Source organism: Paenibacillus uliginis N3/975, from assembly GCF_900177425.1.
Taxonomy (GTDB): domain Bacteria; phylum Bacillota; class Bacilli; order Paenibacillales; family Paenibacillaceae; genus Paenibacillus_AQ; species Paenibacillus_AQ uliginis.
Map to the genome: position 1 here is coordinate 3,185,825 of NZ_LT840184.1, position 25,021 is coordinate 3,210,845.

Consider the following 25,021-nt stretch of genomic DNA (forward strand, 5'->3'; position numbering starts at 1 on the left):
TAAAGAACAGAACGGAGGGCTGCCGACTATGAGAACCATTCGTAATTTGTCCGGCGTATTGCTGGCGCGCAAGAAAAACGATGCGGGAATTTTATTTTGCGAAAGTGGTCAGGAGCGCTACTTGTCGTACGGCCAATTACTTGCATTGGCCGGAAGGGTGCTCCATCTGCTGCGCGAGCGGGGACTTGGGCCAGGAGACTTTGCCGTCTTGCAGACGGAAGATAACGAACGATTTATCCTTCTGTTCTGGGCTTGTGTGCTCGGCGGCATTGTCCCCGTACCTGTGACGGCGGCGCGTACGGACGAAGGACGCAAAAAGCTGATCCAGGTATGCAAGCAGTTGGAAGCGCTTAGATTGCTCTGCGATGAAGAGCTTTGGCCGGGAATTCAAGGCTACGCTTTGAAGCACGGAGAAGCGGAGGCGCTGGCCCAGCTCGAGTCTGGCAGCGTGCCGATTGCGGAGGTGCTTGCGGCGGCTGCGGATTCAGGCCGGCCTGAGGCGGAGCCGTATGACGCAGCCGAGACGGACACCGCATTCATCCAGTTTACATCGGGCTCTACCGGAGACCCGAAGGGGGTCGTGCTGACGCACGGCAATCTTCTGTCGAACATGCGAGCCATTATCCATGGGGCACAGTCGACGGAGCGGGATTCTTCGCTAAGCTGGCTGCCGCTGACGCATGATATGGGGCTCATCGGCTTTCATCTTTCGCCGCTGTTTTGCGGCATGAATCAGTTGCACTTGCCGACCTCGACGTTTGTGCTTCATCCGATGAAATGGCTGGAACTTACGCATAAGCATCGGGTGACATGCCTCTCTTCGCCGAATTTCGGTTATGTGCATTTTCTGCAGCATTGGAAGCCGGAAGGAGCGGCGGCATGGGATTTGTCTTGCGTCAGGCTGATTTTTAACGGGGCCGAACCGATATCGGCCGCCCATTGCCGCGATTTTCTGGAGGCGATGAATCCGTACGGGTTAAAGGGGAATTGCATTTTCCCGGTATACGGGCTTGCGGAAGCGAGTCTGGCCGTGACGTTCCCGGGGACGGAAGATCACCTGAATACCGTTAAGCTTGAGCGCCAATCACTCGCTGTTGGACAGCCTGTACGAATGGCCGCGCACGGGGATCATGCCGCGATCGAGATCGTCGAGCTGGGTTTCCCCGTACAAGAGTGCGAGGTGCGCATTTGCGACGAAGCGGGAAACCCTTCGGCAGCAGGCAGCGTAGGCTTGATTCATATTAGAGGCCGCAACGTTACAAGCGGCTACTATAAGCGGCACGATGTAAACAAGCAAACGATTTCCCCGGACGGATGGCTGAATACAGGAGATTTGGGTTTCTTGCTGGAAGGGCGTTTATATGTGACCGGTCGCATGAAGGACGTCATTTTCGTCAATGGGCAAAATGTGTATCCGCATGACCTGGAGGCGTTGATCAGCGGCCTGAAAGGGGCCGAAATCGGGAAAACGGCGATTGCCGCCGTTCAGGATGCGACGACCAAACGGGATGCGATCGCAGTTTTTATTCAACATCGCGGCAAGACCGGCGGATTTGTACCGCTGATGGCCGAGGTGAAAAAACTGCTGAACGGATCGGCCGGTCTGGACGTTCCTTTTGTTGTCCCCGTTCGGCGAATTCCGAAAACGACCTCCGGCAAAATTCAACGCTACGTATTGGCGGAAGCGCTGCGCGAAGGAGAGTTTGCCGAAGCGCTTGCCGAGCTGACGGAGCTGGAAGCATCGGCCGCGCTTACGCGCTGTGATGCGGAAGGCGGCGATGCCTTGCACGGGGATGTCGGCTTGGAGTCGGCTACGGAGACGGAGCAACGGATCGTGTCCGTCTGGCGCGAGGTGTTGAAAAAGGATTACATAGGCCGGAAGGACAGCTTTCTCGAGCAAGGAGGCAATTCGCTCAAGGCGGCTTATGCCGCCGTCAGGCTGCAAGAGGCGTTTGGCGTCGAGCTTACGCTTACCGAGCTGTTTTTGCATGATACGGTGAATTCGCTAGCCGCTTTGCTGGAGCAAAAGGCGCAGGAGGGCGAAGGAACTGCCGCCGCCGCAATTGCGCCGCCGGTGACCAAAGCGGAGGAGCGGACGGTTTATCCGGCGACCTCGGCGCAAAAGCGGCTGTTCATTTTAGAAGAGCTGAATCCGGGGCTGCTGGGCTACAATCTGCCGTTTGCGGTCCAGGTGAAGGGCCCGCTCGATATCGAACGATTCCGCGCGGCGTGGCGGGCGCTGATAGAGCGGCATCCGGCGCTGCGGGCGTCCTTTTATATGGAAGAAGGCAATGTGATGCAGCGCATCGATCAGACGGTCGAGCCGCCGCTTACCATCGTTGACGGAAGCGGCTGGTCGGCGCATGAGCTGGCGTTGCGGCAGCGCAGCTGCCTGCAGCCGTTTCGTCTGGAGCAAGCGCCGCTGCTGCGCATGGAGCTTGTGCGCCTAGATCGCGAGTCAAGCGTACTGCTGCTGGACATGCATCATATCATTACGGACGGAACGTCGATGGGCATTTTGATGTCCGATCTTACGAGGTTTTACGAGGGGAACGCACCGGAGACGTTATCCATTCATAGCGGAGATATGGCGCTGTGGGAGGAAGCGGGCCGAAATGGCGGCTGGATGGAGCGCCAAAAGCTTTATTGGCGCGAAATCTTTCGGGATGACGTGCCGTCTCCGGCCCTTCCATACCCCCGTCAAAGGCCGCAGACGCCAAGCTATCGCGGGGCAATGGAGCGCTTCGAACTGGAGCCGGTGCTTGCCAGATCGCTGCGGGCGTTGGCTAGACGCGAGGGCGTAACGTTATACACCGTCCTGCTGTCGATCTATTATGCGTTGCTGGCGAAATATACGGGCGAATCCGACATCGTTGTCGGCACGGCAGCCGCGAGACGGGTGCGGCCAGAACTGCAAAACGTAGTCGGGATGTTCGTCAACATGGTTCCGATCCGCCTGCGCGGGCAAAGCGGCTTGCGCTTCGATCAATGGCTGAAGCAGGTCCATAGGGAGGTGCTGGCGGCTATCGGCAACGGGGATGTGCCTTATGAAGAAATAGCCGAGCTGGCGAATGTGAAGCGGGAATACGGGCGGAATCCGCTGTTCGATTCAGTGTTTACGCTGCAAAATATGGAGCTGCCCGAATGGCGGGGCAAGGATGTCGTTTATACGCCCCAAGCGATGGACAGCGGCTCGGCCAAGTTCGACCTGACTTGGGAGTGCGCGGATAACGGCGTTAGTATCGCATTTACGCTAGAGTATGCGCTGGATTTGTACGATGAGCGGGCCGCCGCGCAATTGGCCCAGCATTATGTAGCGCTGGCCCGGGCCGTCGCCGCGCAGCCGCATACGGCGCTTGGCGAGCTTGATCCCATCGATGCGCAAGAGCGGGAACGGCTGCTCTGGCTTAGCCGTTCATTCGCCCCACCGCCGCAGGAACTGTCGCTGCACAGGCTGTTTGAACGGCAAGCGATGGTGACACCGCAGCAGATTGCCATTGAAATGGGCGAGCGAGCGTATACCTACAGAGAGCTAAACGAACGTGCCAACCGGTTCGCGCGCGCGCTTGTGCGGCGCGGTGTCGTGCCGGGGGCGAAGGTGGCGCTGCTGTTCTTGCGCTCGCCCGATATGATTGCGGCGATATTGGCTGTGCTGAAAGCGGGAGCCGTCTATGTGCCGATCGACCCGCAATATCCCGAAGAACGGATTTTGTTTATGCTGCAGGATACGGAAGCGCGGGCGATCGTGGCTTCAGCTGCGACGGTGGAGATGGGCGCCCGGCTTGCTGGAGACAGCATAGATGTCGTCGACATAGATGGACTTGATACGAGTTGGGCTGGCGAGTCCGGCCATGATCTGGACATCGACGGCTCGGCGGACGATCTCGCTTATATCATGTACACGTCCGGCTCGACTGGCAAACCGAAAGGGATTATGACCACGCATCGCAATGTGTCCCGGATTGCCGTCCATACCAATTATGTAAGTATTTCGGAAAACGATGTACTGTTGCAGCTTTCCAACTATGCCTTTGACGGCTCAACGTTCGATTTGTACGGAGCGCTGCTGAACGGGGCGAAGCTGACGCTGGTCGGCGAGGAAGAGGTTGCCGACGTTGTTCGGCTGACCGAGCTGATTAAGGGCAGAGGCATTACTGTATTCTTTGTGACGACGGCGCTGTTCAATACGCTGGTCGATCATGGGCTGGAGTCGCTGCGCAGCCTGCGTCATATTTTATTTGGCGGAGAGCGGGCTTCCGTGCCGCATATCCGCAAAGCGCTCCGCGCGCTTGGACCGGGCGTGCTGCTGCATGTCTACGGGCCAACGGAATCGACGGTGTTCGCTACCTGTTATCCGATTACGGAGACATGGGACGGGCAAGGAACGGCCACCGTACCGATCGGCGCACCGATTGCGCGTTCAGAGACACTGGTGCTGAATGAGCAGGGCCGATTGCAGCCGGACTGGGTGCCGGGCGAGCTGTGGATTGCGGGCGACGGTGTCGCATCCGGCTATGTGAATTTGCCGGAGCAGACGTCTTCGAAATTCCGGCCGCATCCGTTCCGGGAAGGCGAAACCGTGTACGGAACCGGCGACCTGGTGCGCCGCTTGCCTGACGGAAATTTGGAGTTTCTGGACCGGATCGACAGCCAGGTCAAGCTGCGGGGTTACCGGATTGAATTGGGCGAAATCGAAAGCAGGCTATTGGATTGCGCGGGCGTCAAGGAAGCGTTTGTGGCGCTGATCGAGAATGACGGCGCACCGTCTTTATGCGCTTATATCGTTGCGGAGCGAACCGAAGGGCAGGCAAGCGTTCGGAGCCAACTGACAGGCAAGCTGCCGGCATTTATGATTCCCGCCGCGTTTGTGCAGTTGGAGAAGCTGCCGCTGAACGGGAGCGGCAAGGTGGACAAAACACGTCTGCCTGCGCCGGAGCGTACGCTCCCATATGAAGCGCCCGCCACAGATACGGAGATCATTGTTGCAGGATTGTGGCAAGAAGTGCTTCATGCGGGGCAGGTTGGCGCGCTTGACCACTTCTTTGAGCATGGCGGCCATTCCCTGAAGGCGGCCGCATTGACCTCGGCAATCTACAAGCATTGCCGGGTGCGCATGCCGCTTCAGGAAATTTTCAAGCTGCCGACGGTCAGAGAGCAGGCGGCCTGGATCGACAGGGCTGCCAAGGAAGCGTACGAACCTGTTGTGGACGCGCCAAAAGCCGCATCCTATCCGCTCAGCCCGCCGCAGCGGCGCATGTTTTTGGCGGAAAGCATGGCTGATATCGGACTAACCTACCATATTCCGCTTGCGCTTAAACTGTCGGGTGCGGTGGGTGAGACCAGAATCGGGACAGCGCTTCGGAAGTTGATCGAACGGCATGAGCCACTACGGACCTCCTATCATTGGATCGACGGCGTTCCGGCCCAGATCGTGCACGATTCGGCCACCTTTGTTCTTCAAACGGCGGAGCTCGCGGAGACGCCGCTGCCGGGATACTTGAGCGAGTTTTTCCGGCCGCTCGAACTTGCTGCAGCGCCGCTGCTCGCCGCATGTTATTGCCGGCCCGAATCGGAAGGAGCGGAGGCCTATCTGCTGCTCAACATCCACCACATCGCGGCGGACGGCATATCCGTCAAGCTGCTGCTGGAGGAGTTGACCGCTTTGATCGACGGCGCGGAACTTGCGTCGCCGGCTCTGCATTACAAGGATTATGCCGTTTGGCAGGAGCGACAGTCCGGCTCGGAGCGGGCCAGGGCAAGCCGAGCATTTTGGACGGAGCAGCTTGCAGAGCCGCCGGCGCCGCTCGATATGCCGCTGGATCGACCGCGCGGCGACCGTCAGACATTTGCGGGCGATACGTATACCTTCCACATTCCGGCGGCGCTCGCCGCACGGCTGAAAGAGACGGCCGCAAGAGCCGGAGCGAGCATGAACAGCTTGCTTTTTGCGGCTTACGCGCTGTTGCTCAAGAGAACGACGCATCAGTCGGAATTTGCAATCGGTTCTTTGGCGGCAGGCCGGACGCATCCGGACACGGCCCAGATGATCGGCATGTTCAACCAGTTTCTGCCGATTCGGATGCGGGTGGTGGACGAGCTGTCGATCCTGGAGTTTGTCAGCGAGACCCATGGGCGTTTGCTTGCCGCATACGAGCATGGCGATGTCAGCTTCGAGCACATGATGGAAGCTGCCCGGTATCCGCATGACCCGTCGCGCAACCCGCTGTTCGATACGATGCTAATCGTTCACAATCAGTTTGAAGACGAGAAGCTGGCGGCGCGCGGCAATGGTTGGAGCATGGAGCCTTTGCCCGTCAGCCACGGAACATCCAAGCTGGACTTCAAGCTCGATCTGTACAGCGATGGCGAAGGCGGTCTGCGAGCGGAGCTGGAGTATAATACGGGATTGTTCCATAAAGGCACGATGGAGCGGTTGGCGGCGCGGCTGCTTTACATTTTGGAGCAAACGGCCGCCAGTCCCGACCTGATCTGTGGCGACGTTGCAATGGCGACGCCTGCCGAAGAAGCCGCCTTTGCGACATGGAATGATACGGGACATCCGTTCCCGGCGGAGAAGACGATTCACGGATGGTTCGCCGAATCCGCCCGGCAGTGGCCGGACTTCCCGGCGGTGCGGTCGCCCGAAGGCTCGCTGACGTACGGGGAGCTGAATGACTGCGCCGAACGCATGGCTGCCGTGCTAAGAGGCAAGGGGGTTGCGGTCGAAACGATTGTGCCGATTGCCGCTCAGCGCTCGTTGTCCATGATGATTGCGATCATGGCGGTGCTCAAGGCGGGAGGGGCCTATTTGCCAATCGACCCGGAGCATCCGCCCGAGCGGATCCGTGGCATTCTGGAGGATAGCGGGGCCAGGCTGCTTCTGGCGGGGGCCAAGTGGATTCATACGCTCCCGACCTTCCAGGGACAAACGCTCGATCTGGACGCGCTTGCGGCTGCCGCCGCATCGGAGCTGCCGAGGGGCGAAGAAGCAACGGACTTGTCGCCTCAAGCGGGCCCCGAGCATTTGGCGTATGTCATTTATACGTCAGGCTCCACCGGCAAACCCAAAGGCGTTATGGTGGAGCACCGTGCGGCGATCAACCGGCTGAACTGGATGCAGACGGCTTATCCGCTGAATGAGCGCGACGTTATTTTGCAAAAAACGCCGATTACGTTCGACGTTTCCGTATGGGAGCTGTTCTGGTGGAGCTTTGCCGGCGCTTCGCTTTATTTGCTGGAGCCCGGTGGGGAGAAGGAGCCATCGGTTATGCTGCGCGCGATTGAGGAGCAGGCGGTTACGGTTATGCATTTTGTGCCGTCCATGCTGGGCGTCTTTTTGCCCTATGCGGCGGACAGCGGCAGAGGCGGCGAGCTTTGTTCCCTGCGATACGTATTTGCGAGCGGCGAAGCGCTCAAGCCCGCGCATGTCGAAGGTTTTTACAACCTGATGGAGCGCGGCGACGGCCGATGCCGGCTCATTAATCTATACGGCCCGACGGAAGCGACGGTCGATGTCAGCTACTACGATTGCTCGGAAGCTCAAGCGGGTACGATTCCGATCGGCAAGCCAATCCATAACATCCGGCTCTACATTGTGGACGAGTGGATGAGACCGCAGCCGATCGGCGTGTCCGGCGAGCTGTGCATCGCGGGTGCCGGTCTTGCGCGCGGATATCGCAACAGGCCGGATTTGACGGAGCAAAGCTTTGTTCCGAATCCGTTTGCCGCAGGAGAGAAGCTGTACCGTACGGGCGATCGCGCAAGGTGGCTACCGGACGGTAATATTGAATATTTGGGACGCTTTGACCATCAGGTCAAGCTACGCGGCCTCCGCATTGAATGCGGCGAGATCGAGCACGTGCTGCTCTTGCAGGCGGAAGTTCGCGATGCCGTGGTGACGGCGGTGACGGACCCTGCGGGAGAGCCGGCGCTTTGCGCATATCTCGTGACAGCGGACGGGAAGGCGCCGGAGGAAGCGAGCCTACGGGCCGCACTTAAGGAACTGCTGCCGGAGTATATGATACCTTCGTATTTTGTTGCTATCGAAGCGTTTCCGCTGAGTCCGAGCGGCAAAGCCGACCGCAGCCGCCTGCCGCAGCCCAGGTTCGCTGAACCGGCGGCTTGCGGCGAGGCGCCGGCTACGCCGACGGAGCAGCGGCTGGCCGAGCTTTGGCGGGAGGTGCTCGGTCTGGCCGCAAGCGAGCCGGACGACCCGGCGGCGATCGGGAGAGAAGCCCATTTCTTCCAATTGGGCGGCCATTCCTTGCGCGCCGCGCAGCTTGCGGGCTTGATCGAGCAGCGTTATGGAGCGGCGTTTGCCATGAAGGATGTGTTCGACGCTCCCCTGCTGCGGGAAATGGCGGCCCGCATCGATAACGCGACCCCCAAGCGGGCCGCGGTTATTGCCCGGGCGGAAAGCCGGCCGTTCTACCCGTTGTCGCTCGCGCAGAACAGGCTGTTTGTGCTGCAGCAGCTTTATCAGGGCAGCACGGCCTACAATCTTCCGCTCGCTCTGAACCTGACGGGCAAGCTTGATCAGGACAGGCTTCGCGAGGCGATTCAAGGGCTGATTGACCGCCATGAACCGCTGCGCACCAGCTTTGACTGGGCAGACGGCAAGCCGGTGCAGCGTGTTCATGAACGGGTTTCGTTTGAACTCGCCGTGCATGCCTTGATGGATGCGGCGGACTTGAATACATTTGCGCGCGCGGTCGTCCGCCCGTTCGATTTGCGAAAGGCTCCGTTAATTCGGGCGTTTCTCGCGACGGACGGCGAAAGTCGGCATACGCTGCTGCTGGACATTCACCACATCGTCGCCGACGGCGTGTCCATGAATGTGATGGCGCGCGATTTCGAGCAACTATATAGCGGCGGCTCCTTGCAGCCGCTGCCCATTCACTATAAGGATGCCGCCGTTTGGCAGCAGGAGTGGATGGCTTCGGAGGCGAGAGAGCAGCAGGAGCAATATTGGGCGTTCCGGCTAGCGGGTACGCTTCCTGTGCTGCAACTGCCGACCGATTATCCGCGTCCCCCTGAACAAAGCTTCGAAGGCGCCAAGCTTGCGCTGCCGATTCCGGTGGAGCTTGCCGAGGGGATCGGAGCGGCGGCGGAGCAATGGGGCGTTACGCCATTTCATATCTGGCTTGCCGCCTACCATACGCTATTGCATCTGATGACGGGGCAAGACGATCTTATTGTCGGCACGCCGATCGCCGGCCGCTTCCATCCCGCAACCAAGTCTCTCGTCGGCATGTTTGTCAATACGCTGCCGATTCGCAGCAGGCCATCCGGCGAACTCCCGTTCAGAGCGTTCACCGAGCAGCTCAAAGAAACTGCGCTTTCGGCGCTGGATAACGGCTTGCTCCCGTTTGAGCATATGGTGACGATGCTGGATATACCGCGCGATCTGAGCCGCAATCCGCTGTTTGACACGATGTTTGTCATGCAGCATATGGAGGCAGGACAGGCGGCGGCGGACGCCTTGCAATTCGAGGCACAAGTGCCGGACAATCGCGTATCGAAGCTGGACATGACGTTTGAGATAGCGGATCAGGGCGCAAAAGGCGCAGCCTTGACGATCGAATATACGACGGCGCTGTTTAAAGAAGACAGCATACGCAGAATGGCGGAATGGTATTTCCGTATTGTCGGCATTGCACTGGCCGAGCCGGAGCGGCCGCTCAGAGGGATCGGGCTGCTCGGCGCCGCGGCGGCGGAGAAGCAGAGCGAAGCGTTCAATCGTACGGCTGCGCCGTATGCAAGCGGCGATACGGTAGAGGTTTACCTCGAAAGACAAGCGGCGGAAACGCCGCAGGCCGTTGCGGTTGCGGCGGAGGACGGAGCATTGACGTATGCGGAATTGAACCGGAGGTCGAACCGGCTGGCGCAGGCGCTCAGAAAGCAAGGTGTCAAGTGTGAGGAGCGCGTGGCCGTCGTGATGGATCGCAGCCTGGAGATGATGATTTCAATCTTTGGCGTGCTGAAGGCGGGCGGAGCTTATGTGCCTGTTGCGCCGGGTTTGCCGCCGGAGCGAATCCGCTACATGCTGGACAATTCCGGAGCCAAGCTTGTCTTGACGAAGGGCAAAGCCCCGGAAGGGCTGGAGATGTTCCTACCATTTATGGACGTTCATGAGGCGCTGGCGCAGGAGCGGGACGACTTCCCTGTGGAGAAGATGCATGATTCACGTTCGCTTGCTTATGTGCTGTATACTTCGGGATCGACCGGTCAACCGAAAGGCGTCATGATCGAGCATCATTCCGTTGTCAACCGGATCGGCTGGATGCAGAAGCAATACGGACTGGACGCAAGCGGAGTCATTATGCAGAAAACGCCGATTACCTTCGACGTATCGGTCTGGGAGCTGTTCTGGTGGAGCTTTGCGGGAGCCAAGCTGGTCCTGTTGCCTCTGGGCGGCGAAAAGGACCCCGCGCTTATGGTGGATACGATAGCGCGGTATGGCGTAACGACGATGCACTTTGTGCCGTCCATGCTGCACCTGTTCCTGGAGCATCCCGGCTTGCTGCGCGGCGAGGCCAGCCTGGAGAGCCTAAGGCATGTGTTCGCCAGCGGCGAAGCGCTGACTGCGGATCAGGTGCGGCGGTTCCGCGAGCGGATCGGAGTTCCGTTCGATGCCAGGCTTGTGAACTTGTACGGCCCGACCGAGGCGACGGTTGACGTTTCCTATTACGATTGCTCTGACGGCGATATTCCGATTCAGGTGCCGATTGGCAAGCCGATCGACAACATCTCGCTTTATATCGTGAGCGAAGCGATGAAGCTCCAGCCTGTCAGCATTGCCGGGGAACTGTGCATATCCGGCGCGGGTCTGGCGCGGGGTTATATCGGCCGGCCCGATTTGACGGAAGAAAAGTTCGTCGATAATCCGTTTGCGGCGGGCAGTCTGATGTATCGGACAGGAGACCTTGCCAGATGGCTGCCTGACGGAACGATCGAATATTTGGGCCGAATCGACCATCAGGTAAAAATGAGGGGCCAGCGCATCGAATGCGGGGAAATCGAGCATGTGCTGCTCGGTCATCCGGCGGTTTCGGAAGCGGTGGTCATGAAGCGGGACGCCGCAAGCGGAGGCGAATATTTGTGCGCGTACATCGTTTGCTCCGAACCTGCGGACCATCAGGAACTGCGGGATTTTGCAGCGTTGCGCCTGCCGGATTATATGGTTCCGCAGGCCGTGGTGGAACTGCCAGCCATGCCCCTGTCTCCAAACGGCAAAATCGACCGGAAGTCGCTGCCGGAGCCGGAGCTGGCGGCGGATAGCGGCACTCCGTTTGTCGAAGCGGCAAGCGATATCGAACTGACGATTGCCGCCGTATGGCGCGAAATCCTGCAAAGGGACGACTTCGGCATCCATCATCGTTTCTTCGATGTTGGGGGAGAATCGCTGCTGCTGGTGCGGGCGCATCAACGACTGGAGGAGTTGTATCCCGGCGCTCTCGGCGTAACGGATTTGTTCACCTATCCGACAATCGCATCGCTTGCGGCTTACCTGGAGTCGAGAAATCGCGAGCTCGCGAGCTGGAGCTGGAGCGGTCTGCCGGTGGCAGACGACTGCGTCAGCAACGGTTATGCCGCGGAGCGTATCGGCAGCGTTCAGTTCCAACTGGACACGAAGGTTGCGGAAGGGCTTGCGGAACTTGCGGCATTCCGCTCGGTAACGGTTGAAGCCGCGGCGTATGCCGTATATCTGTACTTCTGGCGCGGCGAGTCCGGCAGCAACCGGCTTGTGCTTCCGGCAATGACGGACAACGGGCTGATTGCCCCGAAGGAAATCGACTTTGCGGAGGTGCGCGATTTCGATACGCTGCTGCGGCATGCCGCCAAACGGGTGAGCGCGGGAGAATGTTATACTGTGCGGCAAACCAGAAAGCAGCCGCAAGCCGAAGCCGGATTTGCCTTGTTCCCGTTATTTGCAGGAGCAGCGCAGCACGGGTTCAAGGAGCGGGAGGCGCTATTGGAACGATTCGATGTTGTGCTGTATATGAATGGCGCTGCCGCACCAAGCGGGTCGGAAGGGCCAGAGCTTGGCGGGGTATGGACGTACAACGCCCGGCGCCTCAGCAAGGAGGCGGTGCTGGATTGGGCTTCCGCTTATCTGGAGCTGCTGTCGAGCGTGGTCGAGCAATTTCGCGCCGCAGCCGACAGCGCCGTCTCGGGGGCGTAGCAGCTTGGGCCAAGCCGGGTTGCGCCTGACTTGAGAATACATCTGACAGAAGGAAGAAAGGAGCTTTCCTGTGAAAAAAGTGTTGAACATGATAGGGAATATCGCGCTTTATCTCGGGGTCTTTTATGCGCTGCTCTATCTGCTTCGCTCTACTTACAATTACGAAGTGACGCTGTCCTTCGCCAAGTTTCTGAATCGCAACCCGGCCATGTTTATGGTCGTTCTGTTCACGCTGATTACGCTTGTGTACATGCTCATCTTTCGTATCAAAGGATGGATCTGGCCTCATGCGGAAAAAAGTCTGTTCCGCGCGTCGGGCTTCAAACGGCTGAGCTCCTCGCGCGTCTTGCTGATGATTGGCCTGGGTCTTGCCGGAAGCTTGTTCAGCATCGGCCTTATCGTCATTGACGATATTGCGCGGCAATTTCCGTCTATTCCCGCGCTGGTCGACGATCTGATCAGGGGGGATTCGATCTGGTACGTCATTCTGGGCGCCGGCTTGATCGGCCCGGCATTTGAAGAAATATTGTTCAGGGGCCTCATTTTCAGCGAGCTTCGCAGGGTTATGCCGGTATATGTGGCCTTGGTGCTGCAAGCTGCGGCTTACGCCTACTTCCAGCCGAGCGCGGCGCTTTCGGTCATCAGCATCGGTTCGGGCCTGATTTATGGGTCGCTGTATTTGCGCACCGGGTCGCTGTGGGCGCCTATTCTGGTACAGAATACGGCCATGGGCACAATCTTTCTATTTAAATACATCGGGTTCTACGAATGGTTTGACAAGCTGGGCGATGTATCGCTGTATATCATTACAGCGCTCTGTCTGGCTGCGTTGATTGGAGGTTCCGTCTATGTCTGGCGGTCCTCCAGCAACGGCGGCATCAGCGCACGCGCCGGTCAAGCGCTGACGGCTGACGCGCCGTCGGCAGCACAAAAGGGGGGCTGACCGCATGAAGGCGTGGGGAATGATGCTGGCTCGCGTGGCTGTTGTTATCGGCCTGTATTTTGCATGGTTTTTTACCGTGACGACATTATTTTTCGATTATGTGTACCCCAGAAGCACGTGGTTTGAACAGAACACGGTAACTGTCATTATTTTGAACGATATGGTGGGTTTGCCGCTCATGCTGTTGGCCTGGAGGTTTATATTCAAAGAAAATCTGTTTAAGGCAGCCCAATTCCGCGTGATGGGCGGCAAATCGGTGGCGATCGCTTTATGGATCGGGCTTGGAGCCGGCATGTTTACGGTCGCTTTCTCCCGGCTTCCCGCCATTGCATCGGACAAGTACCAGTTCCGCGAATTGTTTGATTACCTGAACCGCGCGGAATGGTATGTATTTCTGGTTTTCCTGATTCTCGGAAATATTTACAAGGAGACGTTGTTCAGAGGAATTCTGATGAATGAGTTCAGACGCGTGCTTCCGGTTTGGATCGCAATTGTGATTCAGGGCGTGTTGTACGGGGCGTTGTTCTTTTTCGGAGACATTCCGCTGTCGCTGTACGGTTTTCTCGGCGCGGTTATTTTTGCGCTCTTGTATGTCTGGTTTAAATCCATCTGGGCGCCGATTGCCGCGCAAGTCGCATGTCAGGGCAGCCAGTACCTGCTGTGGCATTACGGGCCGGAGACGACGGACGTCACCGTCATGTCCGTCGTGATGGCTGTGGCGGCCGCCATGATTGCGGTAGGCATATTCCTTGCGGTCAAGCATCGCTCTTCGATCTCCGCGCCGCTGTCTTCCGAGGCGGTGACGCCTTTGTGAAGGGATTGCGAATAGCGGGAAATACCGTCTTATATTTGGTCATGTATGCGGCGATTGTGATGCTTGTCAATCAAGCGCTCTACAACTGGGTCGGCGATCCCGGGCTGAAAGACTGGATCCGGGGCAATTCCGGCATTGTGCTGATTGTATCCAATATCATCGTGCTTGCCGTCTATCTTCCGCTGCTGCGCTGGCAAAAAATTTCGCTGAAGGATTTGGGGTTTGTTCCTGTGCGCAGCAGATCGTTGCTGCTGTCTGCAGGGACGGGCGTCTGGCTCGGCTTGTTTATCGCCGCTTTTACCCGTCTTCCGTGGATAAAAGCGACCTTTCCGGCCATTTCGGATCTGGTCGCTTTTGTCGCCGGCGGTAGCCTGATCATTTTTATGCTCGGCAGCTTGCTGCTGGGGTCTTTGCTGGAGGAATGGCTGTTCAGAGGAATGCTGTTCCATACGCTCAGTCAACGTCTTTCGGTTCTGTGGACGGTTCTGCTCCAGGCCGTATTGTTCGGCGCGGTATTTATGAATGTGACGGTTGGCGCATTTGCGGCGCTGGGCGCGATCGTATACGGCGCCGTTCGCGCCGGCTCGCATTCGCTTTGGGGGTCGCTTGCGGCCCATGTGTGCAGCACAGGCACCTTGTATATGGTGTTGCAATGGGCGGGTGATTGGCAGTCCGGTACGCTTGGATTATTAGCTCTGATCAGCGGACTCGGCATCGTGGCTCATGTGTTGCTGCTGCTGCGCGGGAGCGGCGGAAGGGCGGAAAAAGAACAGGCCGTCAGCGATTCTATTACTAGCTAGGAGGGAAGGGCGCCATGTTTCAACTGGATTTGCTGGATACCAAAAAAGACACATCCGGGCGGAAGGGGCTGAGCGGGGGCTCCGTCTCCAATGTTTCCCTCAAGGATATTGCGATTGTCGGGATATCCGCCAAGCTGCCGCGCGCGGAATCGCACGAAGCCTTCTGGGAGCTTCTGCGGAGCGGCAAGGACCTGGTAGGCGGGTTTCCGGATTCCCGCAAGGAGGAATTGAAGCCGTATTTGCGCCGCATGGAGGCGAAATACGGCTCCGTTTCCTTTTTTGACGGGGCGTATATCGAAGATATTTCAGGTTTTGACTATTCTTTTTTCCGGATTTCGCCCAAAGAAGCCTCGCTCATGAGTCCAGCGCAGCGCCTGTTCCTGCAGACGGCCTGGGGCGCGCTTGAGAATGCGGGGTACGGCGGAAATGCGCTGTATGGTTCGCGCACCGGCGTCTTTATCGGCTATAACGGGGACGCGCTGCATGATTACAAGCGAATCATCGAAGCGCTGGACCCGGACGCCTTGTCCATGGCGGCGCCCGGCAATCTGAGCTCCATGATACCGAGCCGGATTTCGTATTTGCTTAATTTGTGCGGACCGGCGATCACCGTGGACACCGCCTGCTCCTCCTCGCTGGTAGCGGTCCATCTGGCATGCCAATCGATCCGCAGCGGCGAATGCGAGGCGGCGATTGCCGGCAGCGTCAAAATTAACGTGCTGCCGCTGGATACCGGTATACGGCTTGGCATCGAGTCAAGCGACAACCGGGCCAGAACGTTCGACGACTCGGCGGACGGAACGGGCATCGGCGATGGCGTGATTGCGCTGCTGCTGAAGCCGCTGTCCCGCGCGCAGGAGGACGGCGACCATATTTATGCCGTCATCAAAGGCAGCGCGATGAATCAGGACGGCAGCTCGGTCGGCATTACCGCCCCGAACGCCCTGGCGCAGGAGGACGTCATTGCGCGCGCCTGGCAGGATGCGGACATTGATCCTGAGACGGTGACGTATATGGAGGCGCACGGCACGGGAACCTCGCTGGGCGACCCGATCGAAATCGACGGACTGACGCGCGCCTTCCGGAGATATACCGATAAACGGCAATTTTGCGCCATCGGCTCGCTGAAAACAAATATCGGCCATCTCGACCATGCCGCCGGCATTGCAGGGCTGCTCAAGGCGATCCTGTCGCTTGTCCACAAGCAGCTTCCGCCAATGCTTCATTACCGCTCGCCGAACCGCAACATTCCGTTTGTGGATTCGCCCGTTTATGTCAATGACGAATTGACGCCATGGGAGACGGACGGCGAAGCAAGAAGATGTGGAGTAAGCGCGTTCGGCATGAGCGGGACCAATTGCCATGTTGTGCTGGAGGAGGCTCCCGCCGGAATGCCTTCGGTTCGATCGGACAGAGTGGAGCTATTCTGCTTGTCCGCGCACAGCATGACGGCACTGGAGCGGCTCGTGCTGCTGTTCCGGGACTGGGCAGCGCAGCATCGCGGCGATGAGAGCCGCAGTCTGGCCGACCTTTGCTACACCTTGGCCGTCGGCCGGGGAGCCCATCGTTATCGCCTGGCGATTGCGGTAAGCAGCTGGGAAGAGCTTGCCCAGACCCTGCATACCGTAGCCGAAAGCGGCCTTACCGGCCTTGCGCTGCCGAACGTCCGCTTCGGGACGGCCGATTCGGCTGCGGCCGGGAATATGCGGCAGCACCCCGTTCCAAACGAACGGGAAATGGAAGCGCTGGAGCTGGGCCAACGTTACGTCAACGGATACGAGATCGACTGGGAGGCGATCTATCGGGGACAACGCCGCCAACGGCTGTCGCTTCCGACGTATCCATTCGATTCTCACCGTTGCTGGGTGGAGGAGGCGCGTGCTGGAGCGGCGCTTCATACGCCATTTGCGGCCTGGAGCGGATATTCGCTCGTTGGAGATATTCCCGAGGAGCTTGGGCAAGAAATGAACGAGACGTTTGCCAGATGGCAAGCCGCGCTGCAGCGGAGCGGCGGGATGACGAGTCAGCGCCGCCACAGCGTTGCGTTAACCGGGGAGCGTTCCGGCCGGGAATGGGAGCAGCATGTCGCAGATGTCTGGGGAGAGCTACTCGGTTATGACGAATTGCCTGCGGATGCCGGGTTTTATGAGCTGGGTGGAGATTCCATTATTGCGCTCAAAATTGTAAACCGGATCAGCGAACTTGCGGGTGTCCGCATTCAGGCGGCAGATTTACTGGGGCATGCGGATCTGCCTTCGTTCACGGCCCTGATCGAGCGGCGGATCAGGGAGAACGGCGCGGCGACAGCGCAAAGAACGAACGCCCGGCACGATGGACAAGGGGCCGACGTTGGGAACGGCGGACACGAGGCGAACAGCGGTCATGATGGGCAAGCGGCGGACGGCGGCCGTGACGGAGCAGGAGCGTCCGGCGGGCATGTCGGGCCGTTGACCGGCCAAGCGTCCGACTCTTTGTCCGGCGATACGCTGGAGCCGATTCCAAAGGCGGCCCCGCAAGAGCATTATCCGGTTTCATCGCCGCAGAAACGCATGTATTTGCAGCAGCAGGCGATGCCGGATGATCGCAGCTACAATTTGCCCGAATGTTTGCACTTGGACGGGGCTATTGATGCAGACCGGCTGGAGGCCGTCCTGCAAGACATCGTGGAGCGTCACGAGACGCTTCGCACCACCTTCCACGTCATCGACGGAGAGATCAGGCAGCGCATTCACGCCGCCATTCCTTTCCGCCTGATTCGCATGGAGGCTGATGAAGCAGAAGCGGACGGCGTGCTGCAAAGCTTGTTCAGGCCGTTCAAGCTCGATACGGTTCCGCTGCTCCGCGCAGCCTTGCTGACGCTGGGGCCGGAGCGCCATATGCTATTTCTTGATATGCATCATATTGCATCAGACGGTATGTCGGCGGGCATTCTTTTGTCCGACCTGATGACTTTATATCAGGGCGGTTCGTTGCCGCCGCTGCCGCTGCAATACAAGGATTATGCGGTATGGCAGGAGAGCAGGCCGCTCTCCGGGAACGCCGAACGGTATTGGCGGGAGCAATGCCGGGGAGACTGGCCGCTGCTTGCGCTTCCGACCGATGCCCCGCGTCCGCCCGTCAAAGGCAATCGCGGCGAAACGTTCGACATGTACGTCGAGGCTGGTTTGACGACGGCTGTGCGCAGCCTAGCGGCCGAATCGGGCACGACTCCGTTTATGGTGCTGCTATCGGCATATTACACTTTCCTCGCCCACTATACAGGGGCCGAGGACATTGCCGTCGGCACGCCGATTGCGGGACGGAACAGGCGTGAGCTGGAAGCGATCGCGGGCATGTTCACCGGCACGCTGGTGCTACGCGCTTATCCGCGCTCGGACAAGCCGTTCAGAGCCTTTTTGTCCGAAGTGAAAGAGATGGCGACCGGGGCTTACGCCCACGCCGATTATCCATTCGAGGAAATCGCGCAATGGATGGACAGAAGGGACGCCAGCCGGAGTCCACTGTTTGACACGATGTTCATCATGCAAAACCTGGGTATTCCTAACGCTTCTTCGGAGGGATTGTCGTATCGCCACCAGCGCTTTGAGCATGGCACGGCCAAATACGATTTAATGATTCAGGCTGTTGAGAGTGGTGAGGAATTGCGGCTAGTCGTTGAATATAATACCGATTTGTTTCGCCGCGCGACAGCCGAGCGGTTCATGCGGCATTATGTGCAGCTGCTGCGCAGCGTGACGCTCCGTCCCGACGACTCGCTCGGCGAAGCGGAGATGCTGACGGAGGAGGAGCGCCTGCACATGCTGGCGTTGGGGAGACGCGAAGCGGACTTTCCGCCGCCGCGTTGTCTGCATGATTGCTTCAAGGAACAGGCGGCGGCCGTTCCCGACCTGCCGGCCGTATCTTGCGGCGGTGAATCCTTGACCTATCGGGAGCTGGATCGCCGCACCGATGCGCTGGCGCGAACATTGCACGCCAAAGGTGTGGGACGCGGCAGCGTAGTCGGCATCATGGCGGAGCGCTCCATCCCCATGCTGACCGCTATGCTCGCCGTTATGAAAGCAGGAGGCGCTTATCTGCCTATAGATCCGCATTATCCCGAGGAGCGCATCCGCTACATGCTGGAGGACAGCGGCGCGGAGCTGGTATTCGCGGACGGCGCGCGTTCCGGATCTGCGACCGTCGTACCGGCCACCTTGCAGGTGCTGGACATTGCGGATGAGACGCTGTTCTCCGGCGGAGACTATGCCGTCGCCGCATGGCCGCAGGACGCCGCTGATCCGATGTATGTCATCTATACATCCGGTTCTACGGGTCAGCCGAAGGGCGTCATTGTGCCGCACCGCAGCTTTTACAATTTCGGACATTCGCTCAGGGCGCTATTCGGCGGGCAATACGGCAAGAGGGACAGATGCCTCAGCCTGACCAGTATTTCGTTTGACGTTAGCGTAGCGGAGCTGTTTATGCCGCTTATGTTCGGGGCTTGCACGGTGCTTTACCCGGAGCCGAAATTGCTAGATCCCCGGCGAATAGCCGAGAAGATTGTGGAAGAGCGGATCACATTCGCTTATTTGCCACCGTCTTTGCTGAAGGAGGTTGCGCGGCTGCTGGAGCAATCAGCTTCCGCGATTACGCTAGACAAAATGCTCGTTGGGGTTGAGCCGATTCAAGATGAAACGCTGGAGCTGTATACAAAGCTTAATCCCGAGATTCGAATTATTAACGGCTACGGCCCGACGGAGGCGACGGTTTGCTCCAATATGTACGCATACAAGCCGGGCGCTTATCGGGGCGGCTATGTGCCGATTGGCGGGCCAATGCACAATGTCGAAATTTATATATTCGGCTATGGCGGCCAGCTTGCTCCCCTCGGTGCAGCCGGGGAGCTGTATATTGCCGGCAGCGGCCTTGCCGACGGTTATGTGAACAATCCGGATATGACAGCTGAGCGCTTTTTGCCGCATCCGTACCGCGAGGGCAGCTTCATGTATCGCACTGGCGATATCGTCAAATGGCTGCCGGACGGCAACGCGATGTATGTGGACCGGGCCGACCAACAGGTAAAAATCAGAGGCGTGCGGATTGAAATGAACGAGGTTCGCTCGCAATTGATTTCCCTTTCCGAGGTGGAGGATGCGGTTGTGATCGTCCGCGAGCAGGCAAGCGGCGATAAGGAGCTGTGCGCGTATGTGGTCGCTTCGGACAAGCTCCCTTCGCGGGAATGGCGAAGAAAGCTGAAAGACAAGCTGCCGGAGGCAATGATTCCGTCCTATATCACGGCGATTGACGCAATACCACTGACGCCGAACGGGAAAGTGGACAGGCGCGCCTTGCCGGAGCCGGAATTCGGGCTTCGGGATCGGGAAAAGCTGGAGCTGCCGCGAGACGGGATGGAAGAGCGCGTCGCCGCCATTTGGGAGGAAGTGCTGGGCGATACGACCGGGCCAATCGGCATTCACGACGACTTTTTCGAGCTTGGCGGCCACTCCTTGAAGGCTGCTGTGCTGGCGGGCAAGCTGCAGCAGGCAACGGGCGCCTTGGTTCCGCTCAGCCTGATATTCGAGCTTACCTCCATTGCGGAAATGGCCGCCTGGCTGAAGGAGCGGGACGGCGCCGCTGTAGCGGCCGAGCCGATCCCGAAGGCGGAGCGCCGCGAGTGGTATCCGATGTCGCGCGCCCAGCGCCGCCAATATATGATGCAGATGCTGGCCGGAGACGCCACCATGTATCATGTGCCGTTCGCGCTCCGCTTGCAGGGCAGGCTGGATGTGGCGCGGCTGGAAGACGCGTTTACGGCGCTAATCGGTCGCCACGAAAACTTGCGGACAACCTTCCAAATGACAAAGGACGAGTTCAGGCAAATGGTTCATCCGTCGTATACTTTCAAGCTGGAAGCGCTGGATCACGCAGAGTTGACCGGTGACGAAGCGCTGCGGGGAGCGCTGCCGGACGGCGTCGAGGTGACGCGGCTGATGGAAGTCTTCCAGCGTCCGTTTCATCTGGACAAGCTGCCGCTGCTGCGGGCGGGGCTGCTGCGGCTGAATGAGGAAGATCATCTGCTGCTGCTGGATGTTCATCACATTATTACGGACGGCGTATCCTCCGGTTTGCTGGTGAATGAGCTGTCGCAGCTGTATGCCGGACAAGCGCTGCCGGAGCTGCGCGTGCAATACAGCGATTATGCGGTGTGGCAGGAAGCCGGATTTGCAAATGCTGCTTATGCGGAGCATGAGCGGTACTGGATGAATGTCTTCGAAGGCAAGCTTTCTGTGCTGGAGCTGCCGACCGATCGGCCGCGGCCGTCTCTGCCGAGCTATAAAGGCCGCCGCCATTCGTTCCGTCTGGACGCGCGGACAACGGCGGAGGCGCGAAAGCTGGCGCGGGAAGCGAAGACGACGCTGTATACGGTGCTGCTGGGTGCTTTCGCCGCGATGCTGGCCAAATACAGCGGGCAGGCCGAAGTCATTGTGGGCACCCCCGCCGCAGGCAGGGAGCATGCCGATACGCATGGCATGATCGGCATGTTCGTCAACACGCTGGCGCTGCGGACAAGGCCGGAAAGAGACAAGACAGTACGGGCCTATATGGCGGAGCTGCATAACCATGTCGTAGAGGCGCTTTCGCACCAGACGTATCCTTTCGAGGAGCTCGTCGAAGAGCTGAAGGCAGATAGGGACAGAAGCCGCAATCCTTTGTTTGACGCCATGTTTGTCTTGCAAAATATGGACCGGGCGGTGATGGAAGCCGGCGGCCTCGTCTTTGGAGAAATGCCGTTCGAAGCGGGGACAAGCAAGTTCGACCTGACTCTGGAAGCGGTGGAGCGGGAAGCGGAAATCGAGCTTCAACTGGAATACGCAACGGATTTGTTTCATGAGGAAACCTCGCGCCGCATGGCGGAAAGCTATACCGTACTCGTGCGGGAGATGTGCAGATCGTGCGATCGCACGGTCGGCGAGCTTGAGCTGATGAGTGAAAGGGAGCGGGAGCAATTGCTGGCTCAGTTGGCCGGAGGAGGCATGCCGGTACAGGCCGCGAGTAGAGAGGGGGGCAGTGGTAGGATGGAAATTCGAGCTGAGAGAGGCATGACGGACCGACAAGAAGACGCGGGAGCGGCTTCAACGCAAGCAACGGTGGAATGGACGGGGTTTGTGCAGGAAGTGGAGCGCCAGGCGGCACGCACGCCGGATGCGGCGGCGATTCAATTCGGCCCGGAGACGGTGACGTACGCCGAGCTGAATGAACGCGCGAATCGGCTTGCCCATTCCTTGCGGGCGAAGGGCGTGGGGCCAGAGCGCATTGTCGCGCTGATGGCGTCCCGTAGCCCGCTTCTGCTTGTCGGCATTTTGGGTGTTCTGAAAGCCGGAGGCGCATATGTCGCCATTGATCCCGCTTACCCGAAAGAGCGGATCGACTGGATGCTTGAGGATTGCGGCGAAGCGCTTCTGCTGACGGAAAAAGCATATGCAGGAGTCGTAACGAGGGCCGTTGCCGAGTGGTATCTGGACGATCCGGAGCTGTATGCGGCGGACAGAGGCAATCCGGAGTGTGTCCATAAGCCGGACCATTTGGCGTATGTGCTGTATACGTCGGGCTCGACCGGGCGTCCCAAAGGAGTGATGATCGAGCATCGCGGGCTGGCGCATTTCATCAGCGGCTTCCGAAAACGGATTCCGTTTGAGAAGGGCCAGAGCATCCTGGCGATGGCATCGGTCTCCTTTGATATTTTTGTCGTTGAAAATCTGCTTCCCCTCACAATGGGTATGCGGGTTGTATTGGCCAATGAAGAGGAACGGGGCGACGCCGCCTTGCTGCAAGGCCTGATCGAGACGCACAGCGTCGATGTGCTGCAAATTACGCCGTCGCGCTTCAAATGGTGGATGAATCAGCGAGGCGAAACGGACGGTTTGCAAAAGCTGCGCATATTGATGATCGGGGCGGAGCCGCTGACAGCCGATGTGCTCGGCAGGCTGCGCGCCGCTACCGGAGCCAGATTGTTTAATTTGTACGGTCCGACGGAGACGACGGTGTGGACCTCAATCCGGGAAGTGACCGAAGGCGAGGACATTTCGATCGGCACGCCGATCGAAGGTTCCATCATGATGGTGCTTGACGAAGGACTGAAGCTGCAACCGACAGGCGTGACGGGCGAAATTAGCATCAGCGGGCCGGGCGTCGGGCGTGGGTATCTCAGCCATCCCGAATGGGATGTCGCTTTTGTGCCAAATCCGTATGCGCCGGGCGAACGCATGTATCGCACGGGCGACCTTGGGCGCAGGCTTGAAAATGGGGAGTTTGCCTATGCGGGACGCCGCGATTTCCAGGTGAAAATCAGGGGGCACCGGATTGAAATCGGTGAAATTGAGCAGTTGCTGCTTCGCCATGAGCAGGTGAAGGAAACGGTCGTCACCGCGTTTCAGGAAGAGGATGGAGAATATGTGCTTTGTGCGTATGTCGTCATGCAGAACGCCGCGGCAGCGGATGCGGAGACGGACGGCGCCACGCCATCCGGCCGGTTGACCGGGCAGCTGCTCGAATATCTCGGGGACAAGCTGCCTTCTTATATGGTTCCGGCCTTCATGGTCGTTCTGGATGCGATTCCGCTTACGCCAACGGGCAAAATCGACAGAAGGGCGCTGCCGAAACCGGGACCGGCCGACGCTGGCATACGTGAGCTTGTTCCGCTGTCGACGGATACCGAGCGCAAGCTGGCGGAGATTTGGAAGGAGCTGCTCGGTACGGATACGATCAGCGCCAAGGACAGCTTTTTCGAGCTCGGTGGCCATTCCCTGAAGGCGGCAGGCATGGTCAGCCGCATTGCGGAACGCTTTGGCATCCAAATGCCGCTGCGCGATATTTTTATGAATCCTACGCTTGAAAGTTTAGCAGCTCATCTAGACACTAGTGGAACCGTGGCAGCCGCGCGCATTCCGAAACAGCCGGAGCGCGAGCATTACCCGATGTCAAGGCCACAGCGCCGCCAATTTATGATGGGGCTGATCTCGGGCGAGGCAACGACGTACCATGTGCCGTTCGCCGTGCATATGCAAGGCAAGCTCGATGTGGAGCGGCTGGAGGAAGCTTTCCTTGCGATAATGCGCCGCCATGAATCGCTCAGAACGACGTTCCATCACGAGGAGGACGAGTTCCGCCAGCGCGTGCATGCGGAGCCGGTATTTACGCTGGAGCGGGGCGCCAGGCTGAGAATGGCGGCGGGGAAGCTGCTCGCGGAAGGCGGAGACGAAGGATTGTTCGGCGGCATCAGCGCGCTGATGGAGCGCTTTATCCGTCCGTTTGATCTCGGCAGTCTCCCGCTGTTCCGGGCCGGATTAATTCCGCTTGGCGAGGAGCGCCATCTGCTGCTGCTGGACTTTCATCATATTATTACCGACGGCGTCTCCGTCAGCGTCCTGCTGCAGGAACTGACCACTTTGTACGGCGGCGGCGAGCTGCCGGAGCTGGATATCCAGTACCGGGATTACACGGTATGGCAAGAAGAACAAATCGGCAGCGAGGCCTATATGGGGCATGAGCGCTACTGGCTGGAGGCGTTCGAAGGGGAACTGCCGACGCTTGAGCTCAAGACGGCCTCGCCAAGGCCGGAACTGCAAAACTTCGAGGGCGGTCTGATTAACTTCATACTGGATGAGGAGCTAACGCTCAAGATCAAGGCGTTTGCGCGCGAGCGCAGTACGACGTTGTATACGGTGCTGCTCGGGGCTTATTCGATGCTTCTGAGCAAATGGAGCGGTGAGGAGGATATCATTATCGGCACGCCGGTAGCGGGCCGCAATCATGCGGGGCTGGAAGGGTTGATCGGGATGTTCGTCAATACGGTCGCGATTCGCAGCTTCCCGGAATCGTACCGGACAGTTGGCGATTATTTGTCCGAGCTGCATGAGGATGTGCTGCGGGCGCTCGAGCACCAGAATTATCCGTTCGAGGATTTGGTGCAAAAGCTGGGAATCGAACAGGACCGCAGCCGCAATCCGCTATTCGATACGATGTTTATTTTGCAAAATATCGATCGCGTCGCTTACCGTTCAGGCGGCATTGAATTCGACCCCAAGGAGTTCGATCCGGGCGTCAGCAAATTCGATTTAACACTTGAAGCGTCGGAGCAGGACGGCAGGATCCGCTTTGCGCTGGAATATGCGAAAAGTCTTTTCCGCGAAGAGACCGCCCGGGTGCTGGCGGATGATTATACGGCGATCATACGCGCGCTGGTCGAAGACGGAGCAATGAAAAAAATCAGTGCTGTGCTTGCGGTAAGCAAGCTTGATTGA

Annotated in this window: 5 protein-coding genes; all 5 read left to right on the forward strand. The window is 58.9% G+C overall.

The window, feature by feature from the left end; translation table 11 throughout:
• The first annotated feature begins 28 nt into the window (after positions 1-28).
• Positions 29-12,184 carry a non-ribosomal peptide synthetase gene (locus B9N86_RS15060; RefSeq protein WP_208919989.1) on the forward strand — a complete coding sequence of 4,052 codons (12,156 nt, stop codon included), beginning with the start codon at positions 29-31 and terminating at the stop codon, positions 12,182-12,184.
• A 70-nt stretch (positions 12,185-12,254) separates the two neighbouring features.
• Positions 12,255-13,127, forward strand: a complete 873-nt coding sequence (locus tag B9N86_RS15065) for a CPBP family intramembrane glutamic endopeptidase (protein ID WP_208919990.1) — start codon at positions 12,255-12,257, stop codon at positions 13,125-13,127.
• Between the two features lie 4 nt (positions 13,128-13,131).
• Complete coding sequence (locus B9N86_RS15070; protein WP_208919991.1) at positions 13,132-13,941, forward strand: CPBP family intramembrane glutamic endopeptidase; 810 nt, start codon at positions 13,132-13,134, stop codon at positions 13,939-13,941.
• Positions 13,938-14,741 (forward strand): CPBP family intramembrane glutamic endopeptidase, encoded by an 804-nt coding sequence (locus B9N86_RS15075; protein ID WP_208919992.1) that lies wholly within the window; start codon positions 13,938-13,940, stop codon positions 14,739-14,741. Before B9N86_RS15070 ends, B9N86_RS15075 begins: the two co-directional genes overlap by 4 nt.
• Positions 14,742-14,755: 14 nt before the next feature.
• Complete coding sequence (locus B9N86_RS15080) at positions 14,756-25,021, forward strand: non-ribosomal peptide synthetase (RefSeq protein ID WP_208919993.1); 10,266 nt, start codon at positions 14,756-14,758, stop codon at positions 25,019-25,021.